13 protein-coding genes and 3 pseudogenes are annotated in these 13746 nt (G+C 36.0%); 6 read left to right on the plus strand and 10 right to left on the minus strand.

Annotated elements, in window-relative coordinates; genetic code table 11:
• Window positions 1-88: 88 nt before the first annotated feature.
• From D2K60_RS12060 to D2K60_RS12070, 3 genes are all read right to left on the minus strand, one after another.
• A complete protein-coding gene (locus D2K60_RS12060) occupies window positions 89-1606 on the minus strand; it encodes a PH domain-containing protein (protein WP_240335310.1) in 1518 nt (505 codons plus the stop codon).
• Window positions 1603-2091 carry a PH domain-containing protein gene (locus D2K60_RS12065; protein ID WP_117170222.1) on the minus strand — a complete coding sequence of 163 codons (489 nt, stop codon included), beginning with the start codon at window positions 2089-2091 and terminating at the stop codon, window positions 1603-1605. Before D2K60_RS12065 ends, D2K60_RS12060 begins: the two co-directional genes overlap by 4 nt.
• Before the next feature lie 175 nt (window positions 2092-2266).
• Entirely contained in the window at window positions 2267-3022 is a 756-nt protein-coding gene (locus D2K60_RS12070; RefSeq protein WP_117170223.1) for an AAA family ATPase, read from the minus strand.
• Window positions 3023-3774: 752 nt separating this feature from the next.
• Here D2K60_RS12070 and D2K60_RS12075 point away from each other — a divergent pair.
• The 4 genes from D2K60_RS12075 to D2K60_RS12090 are packed head-to-tail and all read left to right on the plus strand — an operon-like array spanning window position 3775 to window position 6269.
• Complete coding sequence (locus D2K60_RS12075; protein WP_117170224.1) at window positions 3775-4362, plus strand: DNA-3-methyladenine glycosylase I; 588 nt, start codon at window positions 3775-3777, stop codon at window positions 4360-4362.
• Window positions 4352-4666 (plus strand): nucleoside triphosphate pyrophosphohydrolase family protein, encoded by a 315-nt coding sequence (locus D2K60_RS12080; RefSeq protein WP_117170225.1) that lies wholly within the window; start codon window positions 4352-4354, stop codon window positions 4664-4666. The genes D2K60_RS12075 and D2K60_RS12080 overlap by 11 nt, the downstream gene beginning before the upstream one ends.
• 21 nt (window positions 4667-4687) lie before the next feature.
• Window positions 4688-5593, plus strand: a complete 906-nt coding sequence (locus D2K60_RS12085) for a helix-turn-helix transcriptional regulator (RefSeq protein ID WP_117170226.1) — start codon at window positions 4688-4690, stop codon at window positions 5591-5593.
• A gap of 22 nt (window positions 5594-5615) precedes the next feature.
• On the plus strand, window positions 5616-6269 hold the full coding sequence (locus D2K60_RS12090) for a GyrI-like domain-containing protein (protein ID WP_117170227.1): 654 nt from the start codon (window positions 5616-5618) through the stop codon (window positions 6267-6269).
• 650 nt (window positions 6270-6919) lie between these two features.
• Here D2K60_RS12090 and D2K60_RS12095 read toward each other — a convergent pair.
• The 3 genes and pseudogenes from D2K60_RS12095 to D2K60_RS12105 form a co-directional block, all read right to left on the minus strand.
• Window positions 6920-7480, minus strand: coding sequence for a GNAT family N-acetyltransferase (locus D2K60_RS12095; RefSeq protein WP_117170228.1), 561 nt, complete (start codon window positions 7478-7480; stop codon window positions 6920-6922).
• Window positions 7481-7758: 278 nt separating this feature from the next.
• Window positions 7759-7941, minus strand: a pseudogene (locus tag D2K60_RS12100) (MFS transporter); the annotation flags it as partial.
• 421 nt (window positions 7942-8362) lie between these two features.
• A complete protein-coding gene (locus D2K60_RS12105; RefSeq protein ID WP_117170229.1) occupies window positions 8363-9124 on the minus strand; it encodes an MBL fold metallo-hydrolase in 762 nt (253 codons plus the stop codon).
• A gap of 131 nt (window positions 9125-9255) precedes the next feature.
• Between D2K60_RS12105 and D2K60_RS12110 the strand changes: the two genes are divergently transcribed.
• The gene (locus tag D2K60_RS12110) at window positions 9256-9666 is read left to right on the plus strand and encodes an Lrp/AsnC family transcriptional regulator (protein ID WP_117170230.1); all 411 of its coding nucleotides are present in this window, start codon (window positions 9256-9258) and stop codon (window positions 9664-9666) included.
• A 566-nt stretch (window positions 9667-10232) separates the two neighbouring features.
• A pseudogene (locus D2K60_RS20970) lies at window positions 10233-10391 on the plus strand (family 1 glycosylhydrolase); the annotation flags it as partial.
• Between the two features lies 1 nt (window position 10392).
• Here D2K60_RS20970 and D2K60_RS12120 read toward each other — a convergent pair.
• The 4 genes and pseudogenes from D2K60_RS12120 to D2K60_RS12135 form a co-directional block, all read right to left on the minus strand.
• A pseudogene (locus D2K60_RS12120) lies at window positions 10393-10659 on the minus strand (family 1 glycosylhydrolase); the annotation flags it as partial.
• Between the two features lie 178 nt (window positions 10660-10837).
• A complete protein-coding gene (locus D2K60_RS12125) occupies window positions 10838-11968 on the minus strand; it encodes an NtaA/DmoA family FMN-dependent monooxygenase (RefSeq protein ID WP_240335311.1) in 1131 nt (376 codons plus the stop codon).
• A 16-nt stretch (window positions 11969-11984) separates the two neighbouring features.
• Complete coding sequence (locus D2K60_RS12130) at window positions 11985-12206, minus strand: LLM class oxidoreductase (RefSeq protein ID WP_117170233.1); 222 nt, start codon at window positions 12204-12206, stop codon at window positions 11985-11987.
• A gap of 190 nt (window positions 12207-12396) precedes the next feature.
• Complete coding sequence (locus D2K60_RS12135; RefSeq protein ID WP_117170234.1) at window positions 12397-13500, minus strand: Gfo/Idh/MocA family protein; 1104 nt, start codon at window positions 13498-13500, stop codon at window positions 12397-12399.
• Between the last annotated feature and the right edge of the window lie 246 nt (window positions 13501-13746).

Consider the following 13746-nt stretch of genomic DNA (forward strand, 5'->3'; position numbering starts at 1 on the left):
TGTATTATTTTTTTAGTTTTATATTATCTGTCGTTCTCACTTCTCTATCATAATTTTTAGGTAGTCAGTGCTGAAGCACTCCATGTGTTTACATCAGTCTTACTTCTTCTCGGCGCTTGGTATACCAGTCCTTGATTGCTAGTGCGGAGTCTAATGGGATGTCTTTGATTTGTTCGATATGGGCTGGAACGGAACGATTTATTGTAGTAACGGAAGCAACTTGAAAATATCTTTGTAATCGTGTTTGGGAATAAGACATTTCAATTACATTTTTTCTTTTCGTTACGAACATGCGGCTTGTTAGACCTCCATGCCACCACTGGACCTGGTCTGCCGACACGGCATATCTCGTATGCATATAATCAAGAATGCGGTGTACAACAATCAAACTCAATAAGGCAATACTAACGATCCACCATGCTTGATCTATTTGAAAAATGTTAGGTTTAAAATACCATAATCCGATGGAGGCCAAAATCCATAGCCAACTCGGCCTAAACAACTTCAACCATAAAGATTTCCTCGGTAACCTCTCTAATTCCTTACTTAACTGATAGGATGGTAATAATTCTTCTATTAACTGATACGCTTTTTCGATTGGCAAAAACGGATAAAGGGAGTTTACATTTACGGAATCGTCGTCTTGATTTGGATTAGCAGTACTAATTAATTTCACTTCTGCCAAACCAAAAATTCGCTTTATCCATGTTTGATTAATTTCAAGACCCTGCACTTTCCGCTTCTCAATAGAAAAATAGCTTTCATTTAATACCCCTCGATCAATATAAATATGACTATCATTAGAAGATATCTCATACTTCCCATAGCGGATAAACGTCCTTACCATACCAAAAACAATCGCCACAACGACTGTCAAAAGGATTACCCCCACAAATACCCACGCATTCGCTAGCAAACCTTGAAACAAGCCCTCCACTTCATTCGTTTTCGGTAAAAAAGGCTGTAAATAGTCATACCCTCCTAAAACGAATGGTAGGATTGCAAGGAAACTTAATGAAGTATAGCTTGCTTTCCACAAATCTCTTCGTCTTGGTGTAAAATGAATGGTTCGATTGGATTTGTGTACTTGCTTCTGTTCTGTTTCATCGTCTTCTTCCTCCGCCTCTTCTATTACCTCTATATCTTCATTTACTTTATCCGAAATTTTGCTTTCACCTGGCTTGACTAGGTTAATCAAAGAACTAGCTTGTTTCTTTGATAACACTTCAAAGTGAATAGCATCATCTTCCCCATCCATTGCTGTTTCAAATGTCAATGAGGTTAATCGAAAGACTTTATGAAAGAGAGTTGTCTTCCTTGTTACGTTTTGTATTCTTGAAAATGGAATGGTACTTGTATGCTTAACGAAGACCCCTTTGTGAAGTTGAAACGTGCGATCCTTCCATTCGTATGTTTCAACAAACCATGCGATGATAATATAACCAATCTGCCATAGAATAGCGAGCAAAAAAGCATACCTTCCATACTCGACTAACCAAAACTCTGAATTCTTTTTTAAAATAAATAAGATTATAGCAATAAAGAGACTATTTTTCACCAAATTAAAGAGACGAAAAACGATCGATAATGGATGATACCTCATCATTCATCCACTTCCTTTAGTTTTGCATATGTTGCTAAAGTTTCTCTTAACTGAAATGCAACAGCTTCTTCTAATACTGGTATCTCGTGCGAAGAACCCATTGTTTCTATTTTGATAGAACGAGTACGATAACGCTTCATAATCGGACCTTGTACCGTAACAACTGATTGTATTTTCGTCATCGGAACAGTCACCCATTCTTTTTCAAATAAACCATAGCTTAATTGAAGATATTCGTCATCAAACTGATAACTCCAGCTCCGATGAAGTAATTCAGGTTCTATGTACGACCAAATGGCACCTAAAATGGTGAGCACAACGAAAGCAATTAGCACCCAAAAAATCCACGATGGCCAAGCAAAAAAATGATCCAACCACAGCAATACCCCTAGTACAACAATTGCGATTATGTTAGAAATTGTTTCAGAAATACGACGTATGATTGGAAATGACGGAGATAAAGAATGTTGCAACTTAATATCACTCACCTGTACCAATTCCCCCTTGCTTTATAGTAAATATATTTGATAATAGTTATACGGTATGATGCTAATAAAAGTTTCATATAAACATGGCAATGGTTCTCTCGTTTACATTCTTCTCGTTAATTTAGAATTTTTTTTAGTATGTTGGAAGCAAAGAACCGTCCCCTGCTTCTTTTCATTATTGAAACAAATGATGAAGTAGTCGATCTTTATCCTCAAAAAATTGTTTCATAATAGTATAATGATATGTATCTTCCAAACTAACTTCAGCCATTCCTTCTTCAGTCAATTGAATGATCAAAGCATTTGGATACGCCATAATGATGGGAGAATGGGTAGATATAACAAATTGAGAGCCTTGATTACAAAGCTCATTGATTCTAGATAACATAGACAATTGTCTTAATGGAGACAAAGCCGCCTCTGGTTCATCTAATATATAGAGACCATTGCCCTGAAACCTTTCCGTAAATGCTGCGAAAAAAGACTCTCCATGTGATTGTTCATGTAATGACTTTCCACCAAAGGAATCGGTGACACTAGCACCAGATGAGGGTTCATTATCTAAATCCTCTATATTGGTTGCAACATTATAAAAGGTTTCAGCTCTAAAGAAAAAATTATCTTTTGCTTTATTAACTCCCTTAACTATCCGGAGATATTGATCTAAATTCGAGTGCGAATTATAACTGGAAAAGTTAAAGTTCAGCGTTCCATCTTCTGGGTTGAAACCCAACGCAATCGCAATGCCCTCTAGTAACGTAGACTTCCCCATGCCGTTTTCTCCAATTATATACGTAACATTTGGATGGAGCTTTAACTCACTCAAGTTCTCGATTACTGGGATGTTAAACGGGAAATCTTGATAGGAAGAAATTAGTTCTTTTTTGAGAGATACTTCCCTAATATATTGCGTATCCTGAGTTAACTTCATATTATCTCAACACCTTTTAATAAGTCAGTAGCTAAAAATACAACAAGGTATTTTATATTGAAGACCCTTAGCTTCATTTTAAGTACAGTTTAACATGATTTTCCAATTAAATTAAACTAGAAAAGTAAAATGAGACAAATCTAATCCTACGTGTATTAAACAGCCGTCATAAAGGAAAGTACTTATTCGCAAGATTTCGAAAATGTGGTGGTAAAAAGCGAATCCATGATGAAAGACTTTTTTTAAACCAGAGTAAAAAAGGAGATGGTTTTTCACTATCATTCTTCCATAATTATACAGAAATGATTGGAGGATGTAACCCTTTTAATTATATTTTCTGAACACTTTATGCAATATTTATAATTCCACACTCAGTATTTTGTTCTTTGCTTACACTGTCTTTTTAGGATAGGTTCAATTGAAATTAAATTTGGGTGACTTGTTATTACTATCTTTTTTCGTTTTTGACGATTCGATTAATGATCATAGCCGAAATTTATCGAATTGGTTATCGTATGCTATTTTCCTTTACACTCATCAGATTTTCTATTTAGAAACCCGAAAACATTACAATTTTTTTGAAGCTTCATAATGGCATTAACTATTTAATTTGGAAATTTTTACAGTATGGAAATTATGTTGAAAGCAGAGAACCGTCCCCTGCTTCCGTCCGTTAATTTTTTTTAATATGACAGACCCTTGTCTTATTTAGAGTGATATAGTAGTTACAGATAGCGAAGGGGGAATTGAAAATGGAGACATGTTCCTGGCCTGGAAATAATCCAATTATGCAAAAGTACCATGACACAGAATGGTGTATACCAACCACATTCGAGCCATATATTTTTGAAATGCTAACATTAGAAGGTGCACAGGCTGGTTTGTCTTGGAGTATCGTACTAGCGAAGCGAGAAGCTTATCAAAAAGCTTTTAATAACTTTGATATTAGTTATTGTTCGACACTGACGGATAACGATTTGACGCATTTACGAGAACACTATACTGTCATTAAACATGCTGCTAAACTCAAATCTGTGAGAAGTAATGCACAAGCTGTTTTAAAAATACAGGAGGAGTTTGGAAGCTTTTCAAACTTTTTATGGCAGTATGTCGATTTTAAGCCACTGATCAATCATTGGGATAACGAAGGTCAAATCCCTGCACAATCTGCATTATCAATTCAGATTAGTAAAGACTTAAAGAAAAGAGGATTTAAATTTATTGGTCCTGTAACGATGTACTCCTTTATGCAAGCTATTGGCATGGTGGATGACCATGTAACAAGCTGTCCGTACCACACGTTAAACAAAGAAAGGAAGATTATAGAAAATGGAATTTAACAACGCATCGAATCGTTCGTTACAAATTAGAAAGGCGTATCACAAGCTTGAGGAAAAACATCATGGCTCAGAATGGTCCGTAGAGGAAGATGCACTTGCATTCCTTACCGATGCAGCACTTGTTGGAAGATTGGCAATGGCGCAACAGGAAAGATGGCCAACTGGGACTGATCCAGAAGCAGATTTAGAACATAAGATTGCGGAGTCCTTTTGGTGGCTGATGGTTTTGGCTGAGCGAATGGGTATTGATAGTGAACAAGCAATGGAGAAATTTTTAAAGAAAAAAGAAGATCAATTCTTATAAATCGAAGTAGGAGGATTTCACATGACCATTAGTAGGCATTTTGAAATCATCTATATCTTATTGGATAGAAAAGTGGTTACTGCAAAAGAACTGGCCGAAGAGTTTGAAGTTTCGACACGAACGATCTATCGAGATGTGGATGTGTTAAGTGGTGCAGGAATCCCTATCTATGCGAATAAGGGAAGAGGCGGTGGGATTTCACTTTTAGAGGGGTATTCCTTCAATGCTTCCATGTTAACGAGTGATGAACAAGAAGACATATTAGTTGGCCTGCAAACGTTAGCCGTCACTGATTTTCCAAATACAGATCTTATCTTAAAGAAAGTAGCGCGGCTGTTTAAAAAGTCTACAGCAAAATGGATTGATGTTGACTTCTCTCCATGGGGAAGTGGGGAAAAGAAGAAACAGCTATTTATTATATTAAGAGATGCCATTATCCAACAGTTCGTCATTCAATTTCGTTATTTTAATTCAAACGGTGAGCAAAGTATACGTGAAGTAGAGCCGCTTCAATTATTATTCAAACAAAATGCGTGGTATCTTTCTGGCTATTGTTTGTGGCGAAAGGAATATCGTATTTTTAAAATAAATCGCATGGATCAAGTGTCTGTTTCAGAGCAAACATTCATCTTGAGACCAACAACAGAAGCGATAAAAAATGCAGAAAACCAAATAGGGGAATCTGCCATACCGATAACGATTCGAGTTTCCGCTCAAGGAGCATATCGGGTCTATGATGAGTTTAACGACCAGATGATTACGCATAACGCAGACGGCTCATACACCGTTGCAGTAAATTTCCCGGTTGATACATGGCTAGATAGTTATCTTTTATCCTTTGGTACATTACTTAAAGACGTTCATCCTCCTTTTTTACGCAAAAGATTGGTGGAAAAGCTTGATGAATTGAAGCAAAATCTCGAATAATTACTATTGGAGGGTTTAATAAATGAACGAACATAACAAAAGTAAAGAAAACAGCAATAACACAAAAAAGACTACCTTGGAGAACATTCCAAACATAGACCATTTTCAGGCTTCTGACTTCCCAGAAATTGTGATGACTCCAGAGACCAACTATATTTCAATCTTAGGATCAGGAGCACCTGGAACTCCCGAGTTTTATCGCAAGAAATCGTTTATTTCTGATCTAGTAAGTACACTAACTTATACGGAACATGTTTCAGATACTTTCCCTATGATCGAAATACTCTACTGGTACCCAGAAGACGCACCAACAGTTGATATTGCGAAATTTTACAGTATCAATCCGATTTCATCTTTACATTATCGAATTATGGCGAAGATTAACGATCAAACTACAATGAATGACATCATACTTGCACGTCGCTCTGCTGGGAGTATAGCTGACACCAACAATGAAGCACTAGAGCTTTTTACGCTTCCAAAACAAATGGTGATTCAAGTGATGCATCATGGACCATTTGCTAACGAACTTGAAACACTCGAACGACTTGGAGCATCGGCTGACCATCACGGAGTAAGTAAAAGTGGACCGCATCACGAAATTCATATAGACCCGTTCACTCGTGATACACCCCAAGACACGCTACGCACAATCCTGCGTGATCCTGTGATCTAGATATTGTTCTTCTGTACAAGCATTTCATTATTTTCTTGTGAAAACTACTTCATTGTAGTCAATAACATGATCTGCACCAATGGAATTAAGTCAAGTAACCTTTAATTACAGCCGCAAGAATGTTCCGTATTTGCCATGTTATTTACCAGTAGTTGCCACGGAATTTACCACTTGATGTCAGTGCGTTTACCAATAGAAAAATGCGAAGAGTTAGGCTTATGGTATTTCCGCAATCATAACTGATTGCGGAATTTCATTATTATTGAACAGCATCGCTGTACTGCGTAGCAAATGGCTCTGTTATCTTTTGTCTTACTTTTTCAATCCGATAGTTTTAGCCAAAGATTCAACAATGAAATTTTTGTATGCTCATAATTGCAGCAACTATCATCTGCAAGTGTAAAATGTAATCTTGTAGCACATTGTCCTCATCACCAACATATATTAAAATATCAGTTTTCATTCATACATTACACTTACGAAATTGGTGCATTTGTAACAGATGAATTGACGACGTTCTCTGATAAAACCAGTTATTCAAAATGAAGTAAAAGCTCAGAAATAGTCTTCAAAAAAAAGCTAGATATCTAGCCCTATCTTTCTGCTACGATAAACAGCAGTTTTATTCATTTTAATCTTTAAACAATTAATTAATATTTGTTGATGTTGATTTGAACTTCTAAGAAAAGGAAAAGTGAATCTCCTGTAAATGTCTTTACTAAATCATAAAATTCTTCTTTAGTAACCTCTTTTTCTCCATTTACCATAGTCTCATATAAACACCAGCGATCCTTATATAAGAGTCCTGAACTTTCATAACCATTCCGCTCATAAAACTTTTTCCTTGTTACCCTTTGCTCAAAATTAATTGCACTTTCATCAATAACTTCTATATTGAGTATTATTTGGTTTTTTGAGTATTTCTCTTTAATTTGAGATAGTACCAGGCTACCATAGCCTTTTGACCTAACATTACTATCTATTGCTAAATACAGAACATATGTTAAATTTTTATGGGTGATTAAATAAGTAAACCCTACAAAAATATCCTTATCGTAAATAGAAAGAAAATCAACATAATTTAGGTTTGCTTTATAGAATAACAAATCCATAGGATGTCGTTCAACTTCAGGAAAAGATATATAATATAGATCTTTTACTTTTTCGATGTCTTTTGAGTTTTTACTTATTGATTCTAATAATAGTTTCATACTATTGAATCCTCCTTTATTTTTCTACTTTCTTCACATAAAAAAACTATAATCTTTATGTTTTAGGATTTCTCCCCTTCCATGTTCTCTATTTGTTTTAACCAGTTGAATACCTTCACAGACGGTGTATTCCTGCGTATTCTATAAGCAAAGTATCATTACGAATCTGGTGAATTTTCATATACTTTGCTCATTTTATTTAATATAAAACCAGTTTACATCCTGCACACGTCGGAAGTACAGAGCTTAAATAAAGTCTATTTGCTGATATAGTTTATGCCAAAATAGTCAACCCATCGTCCTACAAGTGGTGATATAAGTAGTTGTGCCACAGCATGTACGGCGACAAGATAGCCCATCGTTTTTCCCGATAAATGCATAATATTAATAAAAGACGGCATAACAGGGATGATGAGACCTACACCTAGAAATGCAATGAATATATTGCTTAAAAGAATAATTCAAGTGGCTTCTACTCTTTTAGAAGATTTCGTTTAATAAATAGCTAAGGAGCTCATGATAATCAATAATCATGAGCTCCTTGTATCACTACAGAATAAATAAATGCTTAGAAACTGCACAAAATAAAATTAAGATTCACAATTAACCTGAGTTTCTATTTAAGATCAGAACTTTATCGAACTAAAGGGTACTTTACCACAAATCGGATGCCAACAAATCTTCATTGACAATGCTAGTGGAGACAAATCATCAAGAAACGGACTAGACGATGCTTTTGATTTTTTAAGCGTGGAAGACACATTGGTTGTTTGGAAAAGTGCTTCATAAAAACGACCAACTTATTCTTAATTGGTTTCAACTGACATGATTGCCTTTCCACTCATATAAAATTAAAACTACAATTTCTGTCTCCTCTATTCTTTAAAATGAATATATTTCTCCGTCTTCAGGTACTAAAACATTCGAGGAGATTCCTTTTTCATTAATAAAGCTTTTTAATTCTTCTTTTGATAATGCCCAATGATTGACAGCTTCCATATGGACAGAAATGATTTTTGCATCTGGTGCAGCTTTATAAATTTCATAAATGTCATCTTTCCCCATAATTAGAGAACCACCTTCAGGGAATTGAACATCCCCGCCGTTGACAACAATGATTTCTGGTTTTTGTGTTTCAATTACTTCCTGAACATCTTTATACCAAACAGTATCTCCAGCTACATATAAAGTTTTCTCATTTGAGTGTTTGAACACAACGCCGCACACTAGACCAGTAACCTTTAGGATTTCGCCTCTTCCATGCTCACCTTTTGTTTTAATTAATTGAATTCCTTCAAAGACTGTATTCTCTTGTAAAACCTCTACATTTTCGAAGCCTGCATTTCGAATTTCAGTCGCGTCTTCTTCATTTTGGGAAAAGATTTTAATCTCTTTGGGCAGCGTTTCTTTAGCAGCATCATCCCAGTGGTCATAATGTAGATGAGTGACAATAACAGCATCAACATTATGAATGATATCGTCAATAGATATTGGTAAACTAACTAAAGGGTTATTTGAGTTGTTTTGTCTTAATGAAGGGAAAGGCGGGTAAGTGCCTTTTTCTGATAACATAGGATCGATTAAAAATTTCTTTCCCGCATATTCAACGACAATTGTTGCATTACGAATTTGATGTATATTCATATATATTAACCCCTTTATATTTTAAATTTCTTCTGAACAATGTATAGTCTACACTATGGACACATAACAGATACATAGATTAAGTAAAGTCTTTTGACGGTTTGACTTTATTTATGAAAGGAGTTAAATAAATGTTAGATAACACGGATATGCATATCTTGAAGGAACTAACTAAGAACAGTCGGATTACAATGAAAGAATTGGGTGAAAAGGTCCATTTGACTGGACCGGCTACTTCAGCTAGAGTGTCAAAATTAGAGGACAATGGGATTATTGAAGGGTATACCATTAAAGTGAATCAAGTAAAAATGGGGTACATTGTTCACGCAATTATACATATTTATACGAAAAACACGAATCATCAACCTTATCTATCATTTATAAAAGAACAGGTTCAATTCGTCATAAACAACTACAAAGTCAGTGGAGAAAGTTGTTACCTTCTCGAATGCAAATTCCCAAGCAATGAAATATTAGATGAATTCTTGACAGGTTTGAGCAATTTGGCGAGCTACAAATTATCCATTGTTATTAACAAATAGTATCAATAAACATGCGACATTGTGAAGGAATACAGTTAAACAAACGGAGGCATTAATCCAAGAAGGATCGATGCCTTTTAAGTTGAAGTTACTTATTAAATGTAGTGTATTGATTAGAGGAAATCAATGACCGGTCACACAAAGAAAAATCCCTTCTTAATAGACTTAGAAAAGGTTCTTATTAATCAAGAAAAGCCTTCGTTACTTCCTTAAGATAGGGTTTACATCAGTTATCCTTTCAACCTTTGTACTGTGCAGGAAAGGGAATCAATTTTTAAGACCAAAATACAATCTCAGGAATTTTCCGAATTTTAATATGAAACACCATGTAAATGGATATCATTTACTATTTCTATCTATTCAAGAAGCATGAATGGCCTTTTCCTTATAAAATACTCTTTTAAAGAAGTTTATTATTACTAAAAAAGATTGACTTCCATATAATTGGAGGTCAATCTCTTTTAGTTTCTCTTTCAAGCCTTATTTCTAACGCTCAACTTAAAACCTATCCTAGTTACCGTATTAAAGTTCTTGCCCATTTGTAGCAATAACATTTTTATACCAGTATCGATTATCTAAGTGAACACATTAGAGCGATGGGAGAAGCAGTTGACTACGGCGTGGAATTAATGAGCTATACTTCTTGTTGCTGTATTGACTTAGTAAGTCCATCTTCTGGAGAAATGTCTAAGCGTTACGGTTATATCTATGTTGATAAGCAAGAACATAGGCACCTAATCCGTTTTCAACCACGAATAAAGGCACTTGATAACGCCCATATAATTCAGTTAAAGCAATACGAAGACCAACTGGGTCAATCTCCCATCCCAAATCACTAGCTTCTAAGAATGGATTTTTCACACCACCAATTAAATTACCTTGACCGATCTCTTCAGGTGTTTTATGCTTTTTGTCAGTACGAGACATATAGTAACTTAATGAAATGAAATCAACCGTGCTCTCTTTAATTAACTCAAGGTCTCCATCATCTATTTTGAAATTTAACGGCGATTGGAATAAGTCCCCAATGCCATCCAAACATAGATGGGTAAGATACTGTTAGAGTTTACCTAATCAATATTCTAAGTTGTGGTTATTAAAAATGTAATTCCATTAATTTTTTTATAGTTAATCAAAATAAAACATAGTTCGCTTTAAGTTCCCGGCTTTCTTATTCTGTTGAGTATTTATTTTGGGGATAAGGTAAACCCAAATTACCACGTAAAGTGTTTGATTCATATTCCTTACGAAAAATCCCCTTTTCTTGTAAAATAGGTACGACTAAATCAATAAAGTCATCAAATCCTGAAGGATGCTCCTGTCTAATCAACAATAGATCGATCGCTTCTGCCTCGTACCAGTGTTGAATTTGATCTGCTACTTTTTCTGCCGAGCCAAAAAATTTCGGCTTTGGTATTCGATAGTTAGGCATGAGTGACTGTAGCTCTTGAAATTTTTCTTCTGCCTCTTTTTCTGTGCGACCTACAATCGGATTATGTGGAATCGTAATTAGGAAATCATCAGGCGAACGGCCTTCCAACTCCACTCTTCTCCTTAACTCTTTACTGAATGCTTTTGCATTCTCTAAATCATCATAAGGAACAAATACACCGTCAGCATGCTTTGAGGCAATATTCATGAAATCCGGTGATGTGCCGGCTTGGAAAATAACCGGTCTTCCTTGTCTAGAACGGCTAATATTTAAAGGGCCATCCACTGAAAAATATTTTCCTCTATAGTTTAGAGCATGCATTTTTTGTGGATCAAAGAATAGGCCGCTTTTTTTATCTCGTATAAAAGCGTCATCCTCATAGGAGTCCCAAAGACCTTCGACAATCTCTAAAAACTCTTTTTTCATTGGATACAAGTCTGCTTTAGAAAGATGCGTGCGACTATAATTCGCTAGTCCTCCTGGATTAGAAGTGACAGCATTCCATCCTGCTCGGCCATTGCTGATTTTATCAAGAGAAGCCATTTGACGGGCAACAGTGAATGGATCCGCATAGGAAGTTGCAATTGTTGCAGTAAGTCCAATAGAATGAGTCACCATGCTTAAGGCCGATAAAATACTTACACCTTCAAACATACTGAGATAATGTGGAATCATACCTGGTCCAATATGGCTAACATCAGTTAAAAAGATAGCGTCAAACTTTCCTTCTTCTAATCTTTTTGCTTTTTGTACATAGTAATCAATGCTCTCGCTGGCATTAGCTGGCATAGCTGGGTGACGCCAACCCATGTAATTCCAGCCTACCCCATCTATAGTTCCGGCTATTTTAAGTTGTTTTTTTTCTTTCAATAATTTCCCCTCCTTTTCATTTTTTAGTATGTGAAACTGCATGAACACTTAACAAATCAGGAGATGTACTGATTTGACTAGTCGTGTTGTGGTGCTCAGTGAACCAGTATCGGGTATACCCTAACTTATCGGCTAGTTGGACCATCTCTGTTGAATTATTTAGACTTTCAGTAGAATTACTGTCCTGATAAATATTGACGAAATCTAATATAGATAATTTAAAATGTTGTTCATTCATTGATTATATTCTTTCGAAATAAAAATTCAGCTATATATCTCCCTACTTGATTTGGGAAACGCAGCATAAACCGCGCATGAATGCATACCTGTCCTATCGCTACAGTTATACTGATTTTCCCTTTCATAACAGGAAATAACCGCCCCTTCTAAAAATTACGGTCATCTAATCGCATAAATCCTAAGAGGTCTTATAAATACTGACGTTCTCCAGTTTGTGCTGCTTTTTCCACTGTATCAAGAAGCTTATGAAGTTTCACCGCATCCGCAAAACTAGGTGTTAGGGATGTTCCTTCTTGTATATCTTTAGCAAACTTACTGTGCGCCTGAGCGACATTCAGAACAAACCCTGCATCGTTTTTAAGCGAGTCTGGTACCCAGTAATAAGCATCTGGAATCGTTAATTCATGAAGCTCTGCATCATTATCACCTGCACCTTGCAATAGGTGTGATCCAAATTGAATGGAAGCTGGCGCATTGAGTACGATTGTTCCTTTGTCTCCGAAAATTTCAAGAGTGAGCCCTGTTTGGTGCTTAACTCCTCCTTGTATGTGAACGCTAGCTGCTGCACCGTTTGTCAATTTTCCTGTAATCAGTATTTGATCATCTGTCGTTTTTTTAATGACTTTTTGGATATCGATCAATTCGACTTCAGGGAATTGTTGTGCCGTGACAGCTGAAAGCTCCTTAAACTCTCCAAGCATATAGGTAAATGCATCAAGATTATGTCCGCCTACTATAGTGAGCATGTTCCCTCCTATCTTCCGATCAAATAGGTACGCAGTAGACTTGTCAGCAACGCCCCCCATTCCATCAATAGAGATCTTTAAATTAGCTGACAAAACCTTTCCAACATAGCCTTCCGCCAACAAATCTTTCACATAATTGATGGCTGGTGCCTGTCTGGCCTGCAATCCAATCGCATTGGTCAATTGTCGGGACTCCACCCAATCCTGCATTTCGACCGCTTCAGTAGTATTTGAGCCCAGCGGCCATTCACAATAAATTGGTTTTCCAGCAGGAACAATAGCTTTTACTGCATCATAATGTTCCTTTACATTGATGCTAACGACAACCATATCGACATCGGAATTTTGAGCCAAATCTTCCATTTTATCAAAAGCATGCGTTGCCTTAAAGGCATCAGCGCTTTTCTTAGCACTCTCCATATTGCTGGTCCCAACTGCTTTAAGTTCAAGCTCATTCAGGTGCTCTATTGCTGGTATATGTGTCCCTCTAGCCCATCCATTATTAATTGATCCACCTATAATACCTACTCGTACTTTTTTACTCATATAAAACGACTCCTTTTTATAATTATCCTGTAAAACATTAAAATATTTTTTATCCTACTATCAATCCATACACATAAAACACTTGATAATAAGTGTCCACTTGGAAAATAGCTATCTACTTTTTAGCAAATCCTTGTTTGTTTAAATACTCAAACATAAAGGGCAGTCTGCTTCTCTCAAGATGATACTCAATATGATCTTTCCATCCCTTTACGTTCTTGACTGAGAAAGGTGCGCTGACAGGAC

The sequence above is a fragment of the Paraliobacillus sediminis genome (genome assembly GCF_003426055.1).

Bases quoted from the DNA above. Each gene is read 5' to 3' on its own strand.
- D2K60_RS12095 (WP_117170228.1), bottom strand. From the start codon at position 7,480: ATGAAACTATTATTAGAATCAATAAGTAAAAACTCAAAAGACATCGAA.
- D2K60_RS12080 (WP_117170225.1), top strand. From the start codon at position 4,352: ATGGAATTTAACAACGCATCGAATCGTTCGTTACAAATTAGAAAGGCG.
- D2K60_RS12070 (WP_117170223.1), bottom strand. From the start codon at position 3,022: ATGAAGTTAACTCAGGATACGCAATATATTAGGGAAGTATCTCTCAAA.
- D2K60_RS12110 (WP_117170230.1), top strand. From the start codon at position 9,256: ATGTTAGATAACACGGATATGCATATCTTGAAGGAACTAACTAAGAAC.
- D2K60_RS12090 (WP_117170227.1), top strand. From the start codon at position 5,616: ATGAACGAACATAACAAAAGTAAAGAAAACAGCAATAACACAAAAAAG.
- D2K60_RS12075 (WP_117170224.1), top strand. From the start codon at position 3,775: ATGGAGACATGTTCCTGGCCTGGAAATAATCCAATTATGCAAAAGTAC.
- D2K60_RS12105 (WP_117170229.1), bottom strand. From the start codon at position 9,124: ATGAATATACATCAAATTCGTAATGCAACAATTGTCGTTGAATATGCG.
- D2K60_RS12135 (WP_117170234.1), bottom strand. From the start codon at position 13,500: ATGAGTAAAAAAGTACGAGTAGGTATTATAGGTGGATCAATTAATAAT.
- D2K60_RS12085 (WP_117170226.1), top strand. From the start codon at position 4,688: ATGACCATTAGTAGGCATTTTGAAATCATCTATATCTTATTGGATAGA.
- D2K60_RS12060 (WP_240335310.1), bottom strand. From the start codon at position 1,606: ATGATGAGGTATCATCCATTATCGATCGTTTTTCGTCTCTTTAATTTG.
- D2K60_RS12130 (WP_117170233.1), bottom strand. From the start codon at position 12,206: ATGAATGAACAACATTTTAAATTATCTATATTAGATTTCGTCAATATT.